21 protein-coding genes are annotated in these 19,161 nt (G+C 35.0%); 2 read left to right on the top strand and 19 right to left on the bottom strand.

Translation table 11 applies throughout. The features are described from left to right. Window positions 1–49: 49 nt before the first annotated feature. Window positions 50–730: a response regulator transcription factor gene (locus GHD00_RS06310; RefSeq protein ID WP_163537307.1), complete on the top strand. Its 681-nt coding sequence runs from the start codon at window positions 50–52 to the stop codon at window positions 728–730. Beyond that, on the top strand, window positions 730–1,989 hold the full coding sequence (locus GHD00_RS06305) for a sensor histidine kinase (RefSeq protein ID WP_163537306.1): 1,260 nt from the start codon (window positions 730–732) through the stop codon (window positions 1,987–1,989). Before GHD00_RS06310 ends, GHD00_RS06305 begins: the two co-directional genes overlap by 1 nt. A 682-nt stretch (window positions 1,990–2,671) precedes the next feature. Here GHD00_RS06305 and GHD00_RS06300 read toward each other — a convergent pair. From GHD00_RS06300 to GHD00_RS06210, 19 genes are all read right to left on the bottom strand, one after another. Continuing rightward, complete coding sequence (locus GHD00_RS06300) at window positions 2,672–3,622, bottom strand: hypothetical protein (RefSeq protein ID WP_163537305.1); 951 nt, start codon at window positions 3,620–3,622, stop codon at window positions 2,672–2,674. A gap of 159 nt (window positions 3,623–3,781) precedes the next feature. After that, on the bottom strand, window positions 3,782–4,525 hold the full coding sequence (locus tag GHD00_RS06295; RefSeq protein ID WP_163537304.1) for a DUF4145 domain-containing protein: 744 nt from the start codon (window positions 4,523–4,525) through the stop codon (window positions 3,782–3,784). Between the two features lie 309 nt (window positions 4,526–4,834). Further along, window positions 4,835–5,341, bottom strand: a complete 507-nt coding sequence (locus tag GHD00_RS06290; protein WP_163537303.1) for a peptidase M23 — start codon at window positions 5,339–5,341, stop codon at window positions 4,835–4,837. A gap of 21 nt (window positions 5,342–5,362) precedes the next feature. Beyond that, a complete protein-coding gene (locus GHD00_RS06285; protein WP_163537302.1) occupies window positions 5,363–5,740 on the bottom strand; it encodes a hypothetical protein in 378 nt (125 codons plus the stop codon). A 73-nt stretch (window positions 5,741–5,813) separates the two neighbouring features. Next, complete coding sequence (locus GHD00_RS06280; RefSeq protein WP_163537301.1) at window positions 5,814–5,984, bottom strand: hypothetical protein; 171 nt, start codon at window positions 5,982–5,984, stop codon at window positions 5,814–5,816. Between the two features lie 56 nt (window positions 5,985–6,040). Beyond that, the gene (locus GHD00_RS06275) at window positions 6,041–6,211 is read right to left on the bottom strand and encodes a hypothetical protein (RefSeq protein WP_163537300.1); all 171 of its coding nucleotides are present in this window, start codon (window positions 6,209–6,211) and stop codon (window positions 6,041–6,043) included. 96 nt (window positions 6,212–6,307) lie between these two features. After that, on the bottom strand, window positions 6,308–6,460 hold the full coding sequence (locus GHD00_RS06270) for a hypothetical protein (RefSeq protein ID WP_163537299.1): 153 nt from the start codon (window positions 6,458–6,460) through the stop codon (window positions 6,308–6,310). A 17-nt stretch (window positions 6,461–6,477) separates the two neighbouring features. Continuing rightward, complete coding sequence (locus tag GHD00_RS06265) at window positions 6,478–6,615, bottom strand: hypothetical protein (RefSeq protein WP_163537298.1); 138 nt, start codon at window positions 6,613–6,615, stop codon at window positions 6,478–6,480. A gap of 1 nt (window position 6,616) precedes the next feature. Further along, window positions 6,617–6,763 (bottom strand): hypothetical protein, encoded by a 147-nt coding sequence (locus GHD00_RS06260; protein WP_163537297.1) that lies wholly within the window; start codon window positions 6,761–6,763, stop codon window positions 6,617–6,619. 16 nt (window positions 6,764–6,779) lie between these two features. Further along, on the bottom strand, window positions 6,780–7,685 hold the full coding sequence (locus GHD00_RS06255; RefSeq protein ID WP_163537296.1) for a hypothetical protein: 906 nt from the start codon (window positions 7,683–7,685) through the stop codon (window positions 6,780–6,782). Between the two features lie 12 nt (window positions 7,686–7,697). Beyond that, window positions 7,698–8,678 (bottom strand): hypothetical protein, encoded by a 981-nt coding sequence (locus GHD00_RS06250; RefSeq protein ID WP_163537295.1) that lies wholly within the window; start codon window positions 8,676–8,678, stop codon window positions 7,698–7,700. Between the two features lie 2 nt (window positions 8,679–8,680). Continuing rightward, window positions 8,681–10,192 (bottom strand): ATPase, T2SS/T4P/T4SS family, encoded by a 1,512-nt coding sequence (locus tag GHD00_RS06245; protein ID WP_163537294.1) that lies wholly within the window; start codon window positions 10,190–10,192, stop codon window positions 8,681–8,683. Further along, complete coding sequence (locus GHD00_RS06240; RefSeq protein ID WP_163537293.1) at window positions 10,186–11,376, bottom strand: CpaE/TadZ family protein; 1,191 nt, start codon at window positions 11,374–11,376, stop codon at window positions 10,186–10,188. The genes GHD00_RS06245 and GHD00_RS06240 overlap by 7 nt, the downstream gene beginning before the upstream one ends. Before the next feature lie 28 nt (window positions 11,377–11,404). After that, entirely contained in the window at window positions 11,405–12,175 is a 771-nt protein-coding gene (locus GHD00_RS06235; protein WP_163537292.1) for a hypothetical protein, read from the bottom strand. A gap of 11 nt (window positions 12,176–12,186) precedes the next feature. Then, entirely contained in the window at window positions 12,187–13,734 is a 1,548-nt protein-coding gene (locus GHD00_RS06230; protein ID WP_163537291.1) for a hypothetical protein, read from the bottom strand. Between the two features lie 743 nt (window positions 13,735–14,477). Then, complete coding sequence (locus tag GHD00_RS06225; RefSeq protein ID WP_163537290.1) at window positions 14,478–16,013, bottom strand: hypothetical protein; 1,536 nt, start codon at window positions 16,011–16,013, stop codon at window positions 14,478–14,480. 805 nt (window positions 16,014–16,818) lie between these two features. Further along, window positions 16,819–17,064, bottom strand: a complete 246-nt coding sequence (locus tag GHD00_RS06220) for a hypothetical protein (RefSeq protein ID WP_163537289.1) — start codon at window positions 17,062–17,064, stop codon at window positions 16,819–16,821. 202 nt (window positions 17,065–17,266) lie between these two features. Then, a complete protein-coding gene (locus GHD00_RS06215; RefSeq protein WP_163537288.1) occupies window positions 17,267–18,499 on the bottom strand; it encodes an S-layer homology domain-containing protein in 1,233 nt (410 codons plus the stop codon). 179 nt (window positions 18,500–18,678) lie between these two features. Next, the gene (locus GHD00_RS06210; protein WP_163537287.1) at window positions 18,679–19,080 is read right to left on the bottom strand and encodes a PH domain-containing protein; all 402 of its coding nucleotides are present in this window, start codon (window positions 19,078–19,080) and stop codon (window positions 18,679–18,681) included. Window positions 19,081–19,161 lie beyond the last annotated feature (81 nt).

Below are 19,161 nucleotides of genomic sequence, written 5' to 3'. Positions count from 1 at the left end.
AAAAAGCCTTCCTCAGCAAAGTTGAATGCATAGAAAGGATTGTAGTCAAATGAGAATATTAATCGTAGAAGATGAACATCATCTTTCAGAAGCTTTAACACAAATATTAAGGAACAATAACTATTCCGTTGATGCTGTTCATGACGGCAGCTTGGGACTGGATCACGCTTTAAGCGGTATATACGACCTTATCATATTGGATATTATGCTGCCAGAAATAGACGGTATCACGGCATTGAAACATATAAGAAAAGAAGGAATCTCAACACCTGTTATTCTGCTGACAGCTAAGGGAGGAATATCCGACAAGGTTACAGGCTTGGACAGCGGCGCCGATGACTATTTGGCTAAACCTTTCTCAACAGAAGAGTTGCTGGCAAGAATAAGATCGGCAACAAGACGTAGAGGTGAGCTTTCTCCGGATCATATTTTAATATTCGGTGATATTCAATTAAATACAACAAATCTTAAGTTATCATCAAAAAACGGCAAGGAACTAAAGCTTATATTAAAGGAAAGCGAATTATTAGAACTACTTATATTAAGGAAAAACACCATTACATCTAAAGAAATGATTATTGAAAAGCTCTGGGGGTACGATTCTGACGTTGAGTATAATAACGTTGAGGTGTATATTTCCTTTTTGAGAAAAAAATTGGTTTTTCTAAATTCATCTGTGTCCATCACGACAATTAGAGGGGTTGGGTATGTTTTGGAGGTGAAGTCATAGTGTTTAAGAAACTAAGAAATCGATTTCTTATTCTGAATTTGGTAATCATTTCAGTTATGATGCTCATTTCCTTTGCGTCTATTTACTTCATCACATATGAAAACGTGCATTCCGATATAGACATGCAGCTAAATAGAATTTCAGAGCACTTTCACCAGCTCGATGGAAGCCCCGGTCATACACGGCCCGAATTTGGTGATTCACAGATAGATCATTCTACGCGTTCCCCCGAGCATTCTGTTTCATTTATTGTAATGACAGATAAACAATGGAATATTACAAATGTTGCATCTATATTCGATGTAGATCTTGATTTTTATGAAAGTGCAAAAAAAGAAGCATTAACTCAAAACAAAGACACAGGCAAATTCAAGTTGGATGAAAACGATTGGGCTTTTACCGTGGAGCCTGTTTCTGAAGGGTACATGATAACATTTCTTGATATCACATCTCAACAAGCCATTATAATGAATTTAGTATATACATTTTTAGTTGTTGGATTGCTCATGCTTATTATTATTTTCTTTACAAGTAAATTTTTTGCAAATAGAGCCATTCACCCAATCAAGGAAGCTTTTAACAAACAGAAGCAGTTCATCGCCGATGCCTCCCATGAGATTAAAACACCTCTTTCCATTATAGACACCAATGTGGATGTCCTCTTATCCAATGAACAAGATACCATAAAGAATCAGATAAAATGGCTTCACTATATCAAATCTGAATCTGAAAGAATGACTAAGCTGACAAATGACCTTTTATATCTAACTCAAGTGGACCATTCTGAAATAATTACGACTTTTTCGGAATTCAATCTAAGTGAAGCGGTTGAAAGTGTCATACTAACAATGGAAGGTGTAATCTTTGAGAAAAACATTTCACTTCATTATGAAATAGAGCCTAACTTGGTGACTCGCGGTAATAGCGACCAAATCAAACAGGTTGTGATGATACTTCTGGATAATGCCTTAAAATATGCAAATGGAAATGGGTTAATAAACATTACTCTTAAAAAGCATCATAATAACATTGTTTTATTGGTTTCTAATACCGGTGAAGGCATTTCAGCAAACCATCTAGAAAAGATCTTTGACAGGTTTTACCGTACTGATGAATCCCGTGCACGTAAATATGGAGGCTACGGTCTTGGTTTAGCTATAGCCAAAGAAATCATTGATCAACATAAAGGTAAAATATACGCCAAGAGCATTATAAAAGAAAATACTACATTTTATATTGAACTTCCCCTAGTATTGTAAAAGCGTAAAACTTCTAGGGCAAAGAATATCTAAAGTAGTACCTAAAAGCAAACTTTCTTTGTTTTGGAGTAAAAAGTGGAAGATTCAACTTAAACCGAATCTTCCACACTATAATCCGACTTATGATATTCTAAGCTACAGTTAAATAAAATTTGTTTTCTACACGATAATCCGAATACCCCTTTATTAGTGATGTATTTAATTTTACCAGTTATTTGTTAACAACACTATCAACACCACTATTAAACCAATATTTTAGGGACTTTGTACGTTTTTTAATATTTTTTATAAATTGGTTTCTTCCATAAACTCTTTCTTATTCTAAAGATATTAAACTATTGAATTACAGTTTTTTGTAGAAGGGAATAGATACAAGTGACAAAATTGGTAATACCCGCGTGAATTACAAAAGAACTTTCCTAGAAATAAATATAAAACTACAAATCATATATCCTTTTATATTAATCCTTCAGCCTTGCCAGAACCATCAAAAAGGATACAAAATCATTATTACATGGTCACGCCTGTTTGGAGAAGATCAATTTGCCCTATTTTGCGGTATTAGGGCTATTATTAAAGAAACAATAATTAAGCGTAAGATCTATAGAAAATAGCCATACTCAAGATCGCTGAAAATCCATCTAGTGCTGTTAATATAAGAAAGTATTGGCGTTACAGTAGGCTAACTAATCCTATTATCTATACAATTTCCACACATGCCAATATCCTCTTCATTTTTTGCATATACTTGTCCACATGAAATACACTGACCAATCTGTCCTTCATCATGGCTAATACCACATAAAAAACAGATCCAAGCAGTATCTTCGAATTCTGACAAAGTGTATACGAGGGTCTCATCACCGCAGTCTTCGCACAGATACTGCGGAAACTCCCCACCATCTTTAACAACCCTATATTGATTGATTCCTAAAATTTCCTCAATATAATGTGTTGCTATTTCGGATCCTTTTCCTCTGTTGCCACAGTACAAACAAAAAGGACCATCATCAATAACTAATGATTGTTGGTAACATGCCGGACAGAAAGTAACAGCTGTAATATCCTTGTAAGTATCTAACTGGTTTTTAATCTTTTTCATTCGCTCATCAACAAGGTCTTCAAATTCACGTAAACTATAACGAAGTGTTTCTAGCAGGTCTTTTATATCTCCGTCAATGTCCTCGCTTTCGATTTGTTTATTTACAAAATCCAAAATAAGATTCATTACTTTAATTGCTCGTGATTGGATAGGTCTTGAATCTTCTGTTGTATAAAAATGTTCCAACTGATTTCTTGTTTCTCTTAATTTTCTTAATTGTTGGGTCTCCTTTTCTGCAAACGAAACATTACAAATATTTTCTAGCCTTTTTATACAAGTTGCTGAGTCTACACTATTAAATCTACCAGTTTTCAATTTATCCCCGTTTGCTTGCTGGATATCTTGAAAAATTAATGACCAGTGTTCTTTTGATAATCTGTGTTTAAAAATCAAATCCACCCCGGCTGATAAATGAAGAACTCCATATTTTAAATCAGAATCACCAAACCCTTCTGTAAGGTAACTTATAGAAGAAAGGATGAAATCCAGTCCATTTTTAAGTAATCCGACGCGAAAAGAATTCTCTGCCATTTTATAATCCCCTTACATTCTTAAGTGATAATACAATCAACAACCAAACATCCGATAAAGCGCCTTTTGAGCTTTAGGCGTATACCTAATGCGCTATTTTACTCAACATCAGAATTATAAGACCTTATCATTTAATAATTAAGGTTTGTTAGACCTCATTCATTTGTGTTTACTTTCATTTGGTAATATATTGAATTTCCTAATTTCATATACCAAGTGAAATATAGTTTCTATTATGTAAAAGGCTTGATCAAGGATATTTTTCTTTGGGACTTTAAAATCATGTGTAGATTTATTACCTAATTTTCGTATTTGGTGTAGGATATCAGCTTGTTTATCCAAAATCACCTCTTTCTCTGCTAAACCATTGATTTTCCCCTCTATATTATCCCTTCTTATTTTCTTTTTTTCTTTTTCTGAATAAACAAGACCGGTTTTAATTTTTAAGTCTTTACAGATTGCTTCAATGACCATTCTTAAACCAATTGCACAAAGAAGATAAGATTCATCTTTATATGCATTTAAAATTTGTTTATATAGTCCTCTAACTTCTCCCGGTATAAATTCATAGTTTTTCATTATAAGCCTAGAAGGTAGTCTTTTAGACTTTTTTGGTTTTTCTGGATAAACGGTTAGTAAATCCACCTCAATCCAATCATTTAAATCTTCATCGTACCAGCCGCGCGCTGTATTACTATCTTCATAGTCACTTGCAAAGGCAACATTTTCACATCCCATACATTTTATTATGTAGTATTCCTCAAGAATGTAAAAATTCCCTTCTGGTATATACTCCTCTTCTTTATGTTTATATATAATCCCATGATTAGTATTTCGATTACATTTACTACAATAAACCTTTTTCCTTAACAAGTTTATATCATTTAGCTCTTCAGTTTTCAATTATATACCCCCTATTTTAAACTCATTATATAACCACTTGAAATTGTTCCTATTTCCCCATTCATAGGGATTGGTTTGTCTATAAGGATACCTGATAACTTTAGAAATTACAGGTGTCTGGAAGCTATTTGGTCTTCAGCAATCTGGCCCGTTTGTTGAAAGCATGACTGGAGTTTTTTAAAAACTTTATAACATATAACGACTTTATTGTTTCTTAACAAGAGGGAAGTATTTTGCCTTGTTAATACATGTCCGCTTCCGTCACATTTCCGTTTTCTCATAATAGTTTTCTTAAGAATATAGAGGGATTTAATATTGGAAGTATTCATACATGACCGTTTTTTCGATCAAGACCCCATTACCGGCAAAATAACGAGGACTTTGAATCGATCCAACCACAAAAATGGTCGGGCCGTTGATGATAGTATCTATACCATATGAAGCATTGGTGTAATGGTAAGGAAAAGAGGAAATATTTAGATCATCTAAAAAGATCATATCCGTTATGTATAAGGAATCATGATAATAACTATCGTCAGCTGGTTGATAAATTTCCTGATCACCTAATACGTTATCTACCTTCATATTATGAGTGATACTTTCTTTCAAATATTCTTTCGCTTGCACTTGATCAAACACGATTCTTCCTTCGGATAACTGTGACTCATCAAGGGCAAGCGCAGCGTCATGTGTCGCTAACTCCAGAATGTTTTTCAGTTGTCTAGCGGTTGTTTTATCTGCATCCATATTCATTTGAATAGTCATGATACCAACGAATAGCATCACTAAAAAAATCGTGCGTAAAGCTTCCGACATACTGGAATCCCCTCTTACTTATTAGTTAATATATTCACTCATAATCGTTGTCGATTTTTTAATTGTATCAGGCCCATTGTTAAATACATTAAATAGAAAAATTGGACCTCTGGGTACTTCTATCGTTGCTGCCAGGTGATTTTCTCTTTGTTGTAATGTATCTGTTGCAGTAATATTAATGGTACTCTCATCAAAGTTATATCGATCCACCAACTCTTGTTTCATATCATCTATAATGCCTGGTGTAAAATATCCTTCTATCGCTGCCTTTTTGGCTCCTTCTTGCAGCACAACCTCCACCGCTTCCCGATGCATGCTATCAATATAAGCTAAAATGGGAGTAAACATGATCGTTAATGTGATAAACAACGTGAGCCATTTGCCTAAAGTAGTCGACATGACAACATCTCCTTTACTGCTTTACCTTTTAATTAGAAGAGAGCAGTTGGAAATCCAACTGCTACTCTTTCCTTTATGGGGTGTTCGTGGTACTAGCAGGTAAATCATTAGTCACTGCATCTATATCATCTTCATATTCTCCTGCTTCCTTCTCAGCCATTCCAAAACCAAATCCGAATAGTAATAAACCAATCGTTAGTGCTGTAATTCCTATTCCTAAAAACTTTGCTAAAGTAGTATTCATACAAGTCACCTCCTTCAAGATAAATAAATTATAGTAAAAAGCAATTTTAGTGCTTTTTATGGTGTGTTTGTGGTACTAGCCGGTAGATCATCACTTACAGCGTCAATATCCGTTTCGTATTCAGCTGTCTCTTTCTCAGCCATTCCAAAACCAAATCCAAATAGTAGTAAACCAATTGTTAGTGCTGTAATCCCTATTCCTAAAAACTTTGCTAGAGTAGTATTCATGTAATAATCTCCTCCTAATAGTTTTTATTTAATTTATAATAAAGAAGGAAAACTCCTATTTGGAACATATAGATGTGTTTTTAAGGAGATCCTTCATTATTTAAACTCATCTAACATATGATCGTCATTATAGTTTTGAATTTCTGTTGTTTCTCTTTCCATGACGTCATATAAAAAGCCAAATAATAATAATCCAATTGTCAAAACGGTAATACTGATCTTCATGAATTTCGATAAAGTAGTATTCAATACCATTCTCCTTTGTTTCAATCAATCTCTACATGAATTACCTTTTGATGGTTTTGATTGGTATCTTGTAATTCAGTAAAGAGGTAACCAACTAAACCAAACATCACAATAGCTGTAAAAGCTAGTAATAAAAAAGTGCTGATTGATTTATTCATCCTAGCCACCCCCATTAGATCGTTGCAAAATATTGGCGATGACATCCGAAACATCTTTCATATCATCATACATAGCCCCCAAAACAAAGGCTCCAATCACAATCACTGTTATCGCTATTTTCATAAATTTTGATATGGAGGTATTCATCCTTATCTCCTTCTCTTTATAGTTGATTCATATCTAAGTAACCTAACGTCATAACCACAGCGATGATAATCACATTTAAAAGAATGATAAAGTGTGTGATTTTTATAGGAATTGAAGTTAAGTCGGTGACTACTTTTCGTCGCCTTCGATAGTTTTCAATTTGAGATCGAACAAACATATCTCGCATACTAAGCAAAGATTCTAAAGCCGTTTGTACATCCGATTGATCTAATGTTTTTAAGACCCCAACCAATGAACGAACTTCTTTGGTTCCAATGTTATCGGCAAATTGGGTTAATGCTGCTGTGGGCCCTTTTTTAATATTCCAATCACTCAATAACTCATTTAAATCATGATCGATGATCCGAAAGCTACTTTTTAAATCCTGTAGCATGTTATAAGTATTAACGCGGTGGTTCTTCATCGTTTCTAGTTCAATCGTGACAAGATCATATAATAGAAAGATTTCTGCGTTTTTCTTGGCTTTTTGATAATCAATTAATCTCTTCGTCATTTGATGAAATAGTAATTTTGGTACCTTTGGATGTAAGACAATAGCTGAAATGATTATGAATAACGCAATCCATCTATTAAAACTTCCAGTTTGAACGATAGGAAGAGCTACATACTGCAGTACTAAAAACAAAAATAAGCCATAATAAATAGATAAGTAGCGGATAGCATTTAAGCCTAATGGATAACCTGCTAATTTTAACCGATGTTCCGTTTTGGACGCCTTCGCATTTTCTTGTAATTCTTTGGAACTTGCTTGCCAACTTTGCTTAATACGTAAGCGATGCTGTAACCGCTCGGTACGAGAAGACAAACCAGCATATAAAAGACCACTCGATGTAAGAGCTAATGTTATACCTATCACGTAGAACAGAACATGAATAAACTTGAAGAACCATACATCGTACACACTACCACCACCTTACAGGTCATTTTTAGGACGTTTCAAAATCATGGATATCATGATAGAGAAAATGACCCCAATGCTACTTAAAATAAATGCTGTTAAGCTCCATTCATGTCCAAATTGCAGTTCCCACCAACTTTGAGGACCACTCATGTAATAACCTAGCAGAAGGCCCCCTACCCAAACGGGGAGTGTTAAATAACCATTTAATACAGCGTCTAATGCATGTGACTTTTCTTCTTCCAACATTTCTTCGGTATCTTCCATTTGCTTGGACAAATTTAATAACCCTCTCAAGACATCTTCATTGTTCAAATAAGCCTTCAAAATAATATTTCCTAATCGATTAGCCCAGTTTGTACCCGCAGCATAAACAAATATTTGAATGGCCTCACGCAATTCTTTTTCATTTCGAGCAGTTTGTAAGTCATATAATAAATTCATGATCACTTGCTTTAATGCTTTTTCCCGAATGTATTTCTGAGTCTCTTGAAGTGCATAAAGAATATTGTGTTGATTGGCACTATACTGTTGATGTAAGTCTTGTATAAGATTCAAGAAGGACTCCCCTACGACAAAACGTAATTTTCGTAATCGAATATGCAGAATCATATAAGGGATCAACCCAAGTAAGGATCCGGCAAATAATGCAAAGAACAGATCATGATACATGAGAAGGATAGAACTAAACGGAACGATAAATAAAAAGCCACTTAAAACCAAGAATGAAGTAACATCCATCTTATCTCGCCCTGTACTTGTTGTCTTAATTAATAAAACAATATGTTGAGCTATTGGATGAGAATTAATTTTCTTTTGTTCCTTCCCATATTGATTGCCTTTTCGTTTTTGCAAACGATAGCGCCATTGCCTTGCTTTTTCCGAAACGGGTAACTCTATCATCCATTTCAAGAGAAGTAACACAATGATGGCGTAACAGGTATACAGTAAATAGTAAATACCATTCCCTAAAAACCATTGATAAAATACGTTCATGTTTACTCTTCTCCTAATATCAATTCTAAAATGTTGTCTTGTATTTGCTTATACGTACTCATAGGGGACTCATTTTCTCTTGCTCGTAAAAGCTCCACCAATGCTTTCGTTTCTTCTTCATTTTCTTCAGCCATTAGAAGTAATAAACGCTTGGAAATAGAAGAAGAATAATAGTATTGATTCGTGACGGAACTATAACGAATCAGATCCACTGTCCGATAAGCCCTTTGTTCTTCGTCCCATACGACCTCTGTCACACCAATCACTCGTTTTCTTCGACGATCTCTATCTGTGCTCATGGTAATGATCAAATCGACATTACGGGCCACCCTCTCTTGTTCGTTATCAAACTGACGATTAGGAAACTCATCTAGTATGTGTCGAGTAATTTGTGGAACTACATGTTCTACATCCGTTAAGTGATACGTTGTAGCGGCTCCACGCTCTCCACGTTCACAAGCTTGTAAATACGCTTCTGTTTCAAGGGAACGAATCTCCCCTATCACGATATAATCATGCTCCATCCGTAAAAGGCGGGGTAAAGCTTGGTGAAGATCGCCTTCTTTTGCTTGAATTTCAAATACGAGTCGGTCCTTTAATTGATCTGACAAGCGTAATTCGAAGTGTTTCTCCATTGCTGCTACTACAAACTCAGATGGTCTCTCACGAATCATACTTTTCATAAAAGTAGATTTAGCGGAACGGACACGACCTGCAAAAATCGTATTTGGCATGGTACGGGATAAAGCTTGAAAAAGCGGAATATCTATGTCCCGAATTGTTCCTAGCCTTGCTTGTTCGGCTAACGATATATCCTTTACAATAAACCGTCGAAACATCACATAATTGGTCCTGGAACGTGGTTTTACAATCATGGTAATACGACTGCCATCTTCCCTTTCGATTTCCAGTTCTGGTGACTGTTCGTTGATAACCGCTTCTTTGGTTCGATTCATAAAAGTACGAGTGACACGGTTGACTTCATCTAAACTGGAAAAAGACTCGGTCTGTTTAACAAATTGCCCATTTATATCGATCCAAAGCTCGGTTCCCCGTATAACAGCCGCTTCACTTTCTGGGTACTTCTCCCATTTATGGAGAATACTTACCCCATATACTTCTTGAAAGATAGCCTCTGATAAAGAATCATAGAAATGTGGATAATCATCAGAGGTTATATTGTTCTTCCTTAAGATGTTGGTGATCTGATTAATGAAATATTGACGTGCCTGTTCATTACCGATAACTGCTTGATGTAACTGTAATTGGAATTCATCCTTCTTTTGATCGGTAGTATCCTCATCATTAAAGACACTTTTAAGGCTTTTATAAACGGTCTGACAGATGTTATCGAATGATTTCTTCCGAGCAAAAGTTGTCGTAATGGGACCTTCTGTTTCTACTTGCTTACTTAACCATTTCGAAGGGTCATAAGGCTTTTTATTCTTCAGTTGTAGTTTCGATTCAATGTCCTCAATAGCTTCATGAAATGCAAGTTTTGTAGAATTCACCATATTGTTTCCTCCTGGCTCTTTCTATTAAATAATTTTCCTAAGATCCCTTGTTTTTTCTCTTGCCCTATGGTATCTACTGTTTCTTTTACTCTTAACTGTGCTTCCGCGATGATGACCTTAGCAATTCTTTCTATTTCTTTGCGATAACCTATATCCGCTAAATGATAGAGAGATTTTTTTTGACGAATCGCAATAGCACCTAATGGCTCTAAATCAGGAATGGTAGAAATACGTTGAATTTCTAATTCATCCTCTAAATCCTTTTCATTAATCAATTGCATTTCAGGTCGATACTGATTGATAATTAAAAGAAAATCTGATTTCTTTCCTCCCGAAGGTTCGATGAGTTGTTGAAAGATGTGAGGGAAATAACCTCGATATCCCTTATCATCCTGATTCGTTATGATAAATCGTATATTGCTATTTACATAGGATTGAATAGCATTAGCAGTGTCAAAATGCGTTCCGCCGTCGACCAGAACAACATCAAATGTCTCTTTTGCAACCTGTAATAGATGCTGTATCTCTTCATCTGTGTAGTACCTCTGTAATTTAATATCCCGATTTCCAGCTAGATGAAAGAAGTTATCGACTTCCGTAACAGACTCTATTAAACGGTCTGACGTCAGCTGTCCCATTTTTAGCTCGACTTTTAAGTCATTCAAATACTCCCCTTCGTAAATATGAAAATAGTCTGCTGGGTCCCACGCATTGAGACTTAACACTAATACCTTTCCTTCTATTTGTCTTCCAATCGCTTGTGCAATACTAAAAATAGTAGTACTAACTCCTGAACCGCTATGGGTTCCAAAAAAGCTAATAATTCGTTTTTCTTCCCCGAATGATTCTTGCATGATGTAACGATGAATTTTCTCGACCACCTGTGACACCGTAAGTCGTTCGTGTATCGCTTCTATTTGTTGCGCAATACAAATTCGCTTAATATTCTGTGTTAATAGATCGCTTTTCATATCATAAAATTGATAGAAAATGGGGATGTCTGTATGATATTCCCTTATATCTTCTAATTCACTTGGATGTATCACTCTTCCATCCACAAATAATAGATCAATAGTGTGTGTGGTTTTATAAGAAGTAAGCATTTCTACTTCAAAGGAAGGATCTTGTTGTGAAAAATATTCCTTATAACTACTTTTGTTACTGATAATGCCGATTTTTGTCATTTAGCCTGCTCCCCCTTTCTACAAAAACTTAATTGTAAGTGATATATAATCGATCGTTATTGGTTACAACATGTTCCATTAAAAGCTGAAAATCTTCTTCATTCAGAATAACTTCTAGGTTGGAAATGGTACCTGTTGCATGTAGTCTATCTGACTCAGAAGTGCTTTTTCCTTCTGTATTGGTTACCTCTTGGTTAGAGGAATCTTTGGCATACACAACTTTCACATTAGTTAAAATTGGATCCGATAAACCCAAATCTGCTTTCTCTTCTTCAGCCATCTCTTCCGTATTTATAGGATCACTATTTCCTGAGTCATGGTTTGAAACGACTTGATGAGAGGAAGAATTGGATTCCCCATCAACCTTTTTGCCTTTGACGATATACATATCAACGGTATCTTTTCTACGTAAACTCCCTGGCTTGGCATATATCATTTCATCTACAATAGGACGAATAGATTCCCCTTTGGATTCATCTGGGATTAACCCATCATAATCTATCATTTTCGAGGAAATCATCGCATTGCCCACCATTAAATCTGCTGCATCGTATCCAATAATGGAGGGGATATCGTCTGGGTATATGACTTCATCAATTAAGTCCTGCTTTCTCCTACGTTCAACGGTGATTTTATCTTTCGTTATCTTTTCTGTAGGTGCAATTTCCACTCCTGGCTTCACTACAGCTACTTCTACACTATCGATTTTCCCTTTTATATATAGGTCATAGATAGGTATAAAAGCTATTAATATTAATGCTAATATCACACTTACCATAATTTTTACTTTTGGTGACATATACCGTCCTCCTAAGTTTGCTTACTTACTCTGATTTTCTTGTTCCATAACCCTTTAAAGAAACTTTGCTTTTGATTGGTGAGTTCTTTGGGCACTAATCCATCTAATATGGGCTCTAATTGTTTGTCTATTAATGCCTTCCCTCTTTTCTTCTGTGTTCGCTTATCATATTGCTGTAAAGTCTTTTTAGCAAACACCCCTTCATATTGCGCTTGAAATAACAAGCTAGATGGATAAGCTGGAAAGGTTGTTATAAACTGATCTTTATATAAGTCTTTCATGACTGGATTCTTCAAAATGTCTTGGTTAAATCGATTGCCAATCAATTTGGTTTTATGCAACTGGAATAACTCACGAAAATATTCCATATGATGATTATCTGGATCGTCTATGTATTGCATATTGCTAATATCTGGCTCCATTACCATATGAATATCCGTTGCAATATCCACTAGGTCCCGATACACATCGATTAACCAATCCGTTCCAACATCTACAATCGTGACGGTAGATTGGTTGGATAACAGTAATTTCATAAATGTCTCAAAGGGAATATCATTTTCCGTATAAATGGACTCCTTATTTGGATGTTTGCTAATCATATCTACCCCTTCAACGGACCAATTCAATTGAATATCTTGTTCCGGATCTAAGTCATTCGTAAATTGATAAAATTTGCTGTAATAATTCGATGTGTATTTTTGTCCATAAAAACGGTCAAAGGTGTAAGGCACACTATATGGACTTTCTATATAGGTAACAGGTACATCTAAATCACGTAAGCTTTCGGCTAATAGGTGGGCAATAAAGGTGCTACCACTTCTCGGAAAAGGACTCCCTATTAAAATTAACTTCTTCTCCACCGGTACACCGACCACTTTTTCCACTTCATTTGTTATCTGTACATTGTACCTACGCTTCACCACTTGTTTGTTAACTACTTTTTTTTGAACTACTTTTTCAACAACTGGTTTTTCTTTCTTTTGTTGATTGGATGTATCTTTCGGTTCGTTTTCTAAATCTTGAACATCCTTGTCGTCTGCTATTTCTTCATCTGCAGCTTGTTCATCCATAGATGTATCTTCTGCATCTTCATCACTCTTGGCGGGATGTGATAAAGTGTTGGCTTTAAATTTGGCTACTCTAGCATAACGAGGACGGTCTTTTAATTGTTCAATGAATTCCTCCATATTAATTTTGTTGGTTTCAAAAATATCTAATATATTGGCGTTGACTAATTGGCGTAAAAAAGGGTCTTGGCGTTCTCTTTCACATAGAAACACAATACGTAATTGATCATCATAACGCGTTCGAAGTGATTCGAAATAATTTAACCACTCTTTTTCTCTTTCCTTTCCAAAAGGAATAGTATTCGGAAGATAATAGTCATGAACGATTAAGATATCTGGTTGTTCTGTTTCAATTAATTCCTCCATATACTGATAATGCATCACTTCTTGCGCTGATAGTTGAAAGGCATCGCTTTCGACTTGAATATAATCCGTTAGGATCTGACTATAGGTTGGATCACCCACTGCTAATAAAATTTTGCGATTCATGGTTTCACACTCCTAAAAAACAAAAAAAAACCCGAAAAAATCACAAAGCACACGTTTCCTAAAACGTGTTCATGATCTTTTCGGGGGTTTCCCGTTTGAATTATGGATTTGTTTAGTGAAGGTTATCCCATCCTTACCGATCAGGATGGGATCTGTATATATTTCCTTTTTTGTGGTTAGCGGGATTTGCTACACAAATAATTTGGAAAGAATACAAAATCAACCTATGGATAAAACATTATCATAAGTAGGATGGTTCGTCAACTGAAAAAAATGAAAATAATGGATATGATAATCATTCCCCATTTAAAGTCTAGTATATACAAATGCTATTAAAAACTAAGAACTATTACAAATCAGCAAACCCATTGATAATAAAAGGATTTGGATATATATCAACGATCAAAAACAAAAACCAAGCGGATGAAATGCCATTATAAAAACAAATAGATAGAAGCAGAAAAAACGAGAAAAACAAAACAATTTATCCACAACATATAGAGGGGAAATAAACACACAAAATTTACCAAAAACAGAGCGTATATATTCACATGTTCCCCAATATAAACATTATCCACTAAATGATTTTTGTTTTTATATGAATAATACTTTTAAAAGAACACCCTTTTTGCCAAAGGATGTAGAAAGAAAAGATCATAGCAGTTGTATGAGAAATAGGTATACTGTTTGAACCCACGACTAATAGCCCTCTTTTTGGTCATTTAAAAAAAAGAGGGTTGCTATCATCTTACTGGAGGGAGATATCCATGCTCGATTAAAAAATACTCGAGTCGAAAAGTGTGAGGAGTCGTAGCCTCATATGGTGATTCGTCTAGCTTTTCTATCTCTTCCAATAAGGTTTCTATATGCGGTTTAGTGTCATGTCCTTGTACCAAACAATCAATGAGTGTACGTTGATACTGTTTTTCCAACTGACGATATCCTTCTATATCGCAATGTCGACGGTGTGCAGCTTGTCGTACCACTTCAATACCAGGAACATGATCGAGAGCTGGAATCGATTTATAGTCATCTAAAGAACGATTTCGTACAGGCATCGCAAATCTAGAAAGTAAAGCTGTGCGAGCACTGCGAAAGGCTTGTCTTAATTTCTTTATGGAAAAATTGCTTGTAACAGAAAGGAAGGAAGCCTCCCGTTCTTCTTTTTCAAGCGGATCGTTCGTACCAGCTGCAATCCAATTTACTATTTTGTTCTGTTTCGCAAGGTCCATGATAGTTGCTTCTATATTAGAACGGCACACAGATTTAATAAAACCAATAATGTTTTTTGGGTATGTATAATTTGTAAGCACAAATGATTTTAATTCTCCTAATGCGTGCCGTACCATCCGGTAACCTTTGTTCCGAAAAAAGCGGATCATTCTTAAAAACTCTGTGCGGTAATCAAGGGTCGTAATCTCTCCTAATCCAAATTGCTGCAATATCCGTTCAATAAAAGATGCCTTTTTAGGATAAACAACGACTGGATCAATGAAATCGTGATAGTCTCTATTTTCCACTTTATAAACCCATTCTTTATGTAATGTAAATGTAGCTTGTACATATTGCTTTCCTTTTTTCTTATAGGTTACTTTTTCCAAAAAAGGTATTCCATTATAGGAGGTTTTGGTTAAGCCATCTAACATCTGTTTCACATGATAAGTGTCACGTCTGTGAACAAAGTCTTTTAAACGATATTGAATATCCTGCTTCCCTTTTGCAACAAAAGAACGGTGTAACGGACGGTAATGACCACCACTTTGAATGGACAAAGAATAAAATAATTTTTTTTGGCCAATACTAAGATTATAAAAAGGTTTTGTAAAAACAACAGGTGATAAAACACCTAAGAAGCCTGTTTTTCCTTCTTCATCTATGTAATCTGTAATTTTAAATGTGTATAAGTCTGTATCTTTGTCATAAGTTGCTTGTATGATGCCATGATAGAGTAATTTTTCTAGACTAGCATAAAACTCAGAAGCGACAATCGATTTTTCAAAGTATTCTTCTAATTTTTTAAAGATACTATGTTTTTTTACATTTGCTATGACACCAGTTTTCGGTGTACAGACTTTATGTAAAATGGTTAAACATTGTAGGTCGCTGCTTGTAATGCGATGCAATTGCCGTGTTCGTGGCTCACCATTTTGTACGATCGTATAGGTTTTTTTGGAATGGTATTCTTTTTCAATTTGGCAAAATTGTTCAAATACACGATAGGGAATAATAACGCCCTCTGTATGAAGACCGTTGTTCCCTCTATTATTTTTTAAGATCACGTTTCTCCCCCCTTTCTGTAGGTAAAATAACCGCTCGTAAACTTGATATTAGGCAAAAAATCCGCTATAATACAAAAAGAAGTATATATTTAGGCAATACAAAGCTGAGCCCTTTCAAATGTCTTTTTAAAAGAGCTAGAGAATGAACAAATCATCCGCACCATGGTTACATTTGAATATGTAACACGGGTCAATATTTAGTTTTGAGTTTTAGTTTTTAAATTCTTTCATTTTTTAGTTTAAGTGTTTAAGAGAGAGGGTTCTTCTCTGATAGACCGCCAATCTATCAAAGAGACTTTGTTATTTGCCAATGTGAAAAAACGCCGACTTCCACTCCGCCAAAAGTGGAAGTTTTTTCTTTTTCTAGAATTATACCATAAATACATAAAATGAAAAGAGACCGCCAAACGCAGGTGGAAATAAGAAGTACACGCTTTTTGTAAAAATCGAAATCAAAGTACACGCTTTTTGTAAAAAACTAAAATAAGGTACACGCTTTTTGTAAAAAAGTGCAGTCAAGTTTACCTAAATAGTGGAAAATAAAAAACGAAAAAAATATAAAATTTTTTTTAATTTGGCAAAATAGGACAAAAAAATGGTAAATAATAGAAAAATATAGTGAAATAAGCGGGTGGTATTGCAAAGTACACGCTTTTTGTAAAAAACTAAAATAGAGTACACGCTTTTTGTAAAAAAACCCCCTCTGTGAACAGAGAAGGAATGATGTTAGGTATGCTGAAGTTTGGGTATAGCTGTTTTATAAAATAATTTACTTATTACAATGACGAAAAAACGAAAATAGTAACTACTTTTTATCCAAAGCTCCTAATTGTTTATCTCTTCTTTTGTCATACACCCCAGACCTAATAAAGTGCAACCTTTTCATAATAAACTTTTCGGCTTCATTCATCTCTCCCTCCGACTTTCTTTCAATTTCATCTTGGTCATAAACCACTTCCTTTCCGATCACCTTATCTCTGATTTTAATTAAACGAAAATTGAAATCTTCGTCATCAAGTAATAATGTACCCACAATTTCAAACTCATTCATTAAGATCACACCCTTTTTAATTGATATACTTATACATTCGATACCATTTTTATATTCCTTCTCTATTTACAATGTTTTTACATTAATTCAATCATTTTGAGTTATCATTCTACTTGTTGAGGATGAATTAAAAAAAGGAAAGGAGATGAATTAGATTAAGAAATGCATATAAAAAACCCTCACATATAGTGAAGGTGTATCTCTATGGTAAACTTTCGCAAGCTATTCCGTTTCCGTCTCTATCTAATCTATGAGGATCTGATTCAGGTCCTCCTGCTGCTTCAAAAAATGCTTGTGCTTCTTCGTGCGTGTCGAAATCGCCACAATCAACATCAGGACCGTTAGGGTCGTATGGTCCGTCATAAGTTCCATTATCAGAATCACTTGAATCATCTACTGAACCATTGAATCCATCATCGGTTACATATCCGTCAATACTCCAAATACCTAAGTTTGCATTTTTTGCTTCTGTTTCTGCAGCCTTTAGTTGATCAGCATAAGTATAAGGTGGATCATATACATAAGCATACCTAGCTAAACCTTTTTCTAACAGCATTTCATTAAACATTTGTCCATCTACCCAAATATAACCTAACAACCTATCATAATGATCACGTTCAGGACCATCATATTCTAACTGGATTTGCTTACCAACACTTAGCGTTTCTTTAGCAAAAACAGACGCTTCAGCTCCATACGGCTGTTCAGGTAATGTCGGGTGAACCGTCTCCGGTGTATCAACCAATAGCAATCTTACTGTTTCTTCTTTTCCGTTCAAATTAATTCTAATCGTATCCCCATCAACTACATCAGTTACCGTTGCCAATACCTTTCCATCAAGTGTATTAATCGTTCTAGACAAAAATACAGCGAAATGTTGTCTTGAAAGTTCTTGATTAGAACGAAAAGTGCCATCTTGATATCCAGTTGTGATCCCGTTTGCTGCTAAAGTAGATACAATATCATGAGCCCAGTGGCTATCACTAATATCTGTAAAATCTCCTTCATAATTGCCCTCAAGATCATAAGCTTTTACTAGAATAGATGCCATTTGACCTCTTGTTAAATTACCTCGAGGGTCGAACGTACCATCTGGTTTTCCTTTGATAAAGCCTAATTCAACTGCTTTAGCAACAGCCTTAAATTCCCCATCCCCTGGAGATATATCTTTAAATTCTGGATCTGGTGCATTACTATTCTCAACATCCACACCCATCTCACGCAAAATCATATTGACTGCTTGAATTCTTAATATGCCATCCTCTGGTTTGAACGTCCCATCTGGATAACCGTTAATAATTCCCTCGTCAACCAAACTTGAAATATGGTCGGAATATTGATTCACATCAGGAAATTTCTGTGCTGCTTCTCCATCCTGAGGTAAAAGCGAGATAGCTAATAAAAAGGTACAGATCGATAAAAGCAATTTCTTCATAATATATATTCTCCTCTCTATGAATATGCATAACTACATATATCTCTAGTTATATAGTGCGATTTGGTCTTTTAATTAGTATGCTATTTCACATGTTTTTCCACCTAAACGGAACTACATAAATTATGATCGCCTTCGTTTAATTCTAAGTCTCGTAAATGAATAAAATAAATCCCTTCTTAAGGTTGTAAAACGATAACTTCCTCAAATTTTGTATCGCCTTCAGTCCAATGCAAGATAAGTTCTAAAGTATCACTATTGTCTGGTTGTTCTCCAAATGCTGCAAACTCAATCTCTGATTCTACTTTTTCAGACCTAGTTTGTTTTTCGGAACCAGGCTGACCATCACCAGCGCTATGGACACCATTTATTTTGAATTCCCTATAAGTAATTATTGGTTCTCCTTCACCACTCCATTGAAGCGTTCCAAACCACCTGTCCTTTATACCTTCTTGTTCATAAATAGCTGTCCATTTTCCATCTTTACTTTTACCCACCCAATCATTTGGTTGAAGACTTAAATAAATAAACAGACCTAATCCGAAAACTAATATAATTATTAGTATACTAATTTTTTTCATATAATCCCCCTCAGACTAAAGATTTAAAAATTTACATTTTATTCGATCGTATTCCAAAAATTAATAATTATATTATAGCAA

It is taken from the genome of Gracilibacillus sp. YIM 98692, assembly GCF_010993965.1.
GTDB lineage: Bacteria > Bacillota > Bacilli > Bacillales > Amphibacillaceae > Gracilibacillus.
This window is presented reverse-complemented; position numbering and strand designations above follow the sequence as displayed.

What these genes read in the sequence shown, in the direction of transcription:
- GHD00_RS06310 (WP_163537307.1), top strand. Translation starts at nt 50, where the DNA reads ATGAGAATATTAATCGTAGAAGATGAACATCATCTTTCAGAAGCTTTA.
- GHD00_RS06300 (WP_163537305.1), bottom strand. Translation starts at nt 3,622, where the DNA reads ATGGCAGAGAATTCTTTTCGCGTCGGATTACTTAAAAATGGACTGGAT.
- GHD00_RS06290 (WP_163537303.1), bottom strand. Translation starts at nt 5,341, where the DNA reads ATGTCGGAAGCTTTACGCACGATTTTTTTAGTGATGCTATTCGTTGGT.
- GHD00_RS06285 (WP_163537302.1), bottom strand. Translation starts at nt 5,740, where the DNA reads ATGTCGACTACTTTAGGCAAATGGCTCACGTTGTTTATCACATTAACG.
- GHD00_RS06280 (WP_163537301.1), bottom strand. Translation starts at nt 5,984, where the DNA reads ATGAATACTACTTTAGCAAAGTTTTTAGGAATAGGAATTACAGCACTA.
- GHD00_RS06275 (WP_163537300.1), bottom strand. Translation starts at nt 6,211, where the DNA reads ATGAATACTACTCTAGCAAAGTTTTTAGGAATAGGGATTACAGCACTA.
- GHD00_RS06265 (WP_163537298.1), bottom strand. Translation starts at nt 6,615, where the DNA reads ATGAATAAATCAATCAGCACTTTTTTATTACTAGCTTTTACAGCTATT.
- GHD00_RS06260 (WP_163537297.1), bottom strand. Translation starts at nt 6,763, where the DNA reads ATGAATACCTCCATATCAAAATTTATGAAAATAGCGATAACAGTGATT.
- GHD00_RS06250 (WP_163537295.1), bottom strand. Translation starts at nt 8,678, where the DNA reads ATGAACGTATTTTATCAATGGTTTTTAGGGAATGGTATTTACTATTTA.
- GHD00_RS06245 (WP_163537294.1), bottom strand. Translation starts at nt 10,192, where the DNA reads ATGGTGAATTCTACAAAACTTGCATTTCATGAAGCTATTGAGGACATT.
- GHD00_RS06240 (WP_163537293.1), bottom strand. Translation starts at nt 11,376, where the DNA reads ATGACAAAAATCGGCATTATCAGTAACAAAAGTAGTTATAAGGAATAT.
- GHD00_RS06235 (WP_163537292.1), bottom strand. Translation starts at nt 12,175, where the DNA reads ATGTCACCAAAAGTAAAAATTATGGTAAGTGTGATATTAGCATTAATA.
- GHD00_RS06230 (WP_163537291.1), bottom strand. Translation starts at nt 13,734, where the DNA reads ATGAATCGCAAAATTTTATTAGCAGTGGGTGATCCAACCTATAGTCAG.
- GHD00_RS06220 (WP_163537289.1), bottom strand. Translation starts at nt 17,064, where the DNA reads ATGAATGAGTTTGAAATTGTGGGTACATTATTACTTGATGACGAAGAT.
- GHD00_RS06215 (WP_163537288.1), bottom strand. Translation starts at nt 18,499, where the DNA reads ATGAAGAAATTGCTTTTATCGATCTGTACCTTTTTATTAGCTATCTCG.
- GHD00_RS06210 (WP_163537287.1), bottom strand. Translation starts at nt 19,080, where the DNA reads ATGAAAAAAATTAGTATACTAATAATTATATTAGTTTTCGGATTAGGT.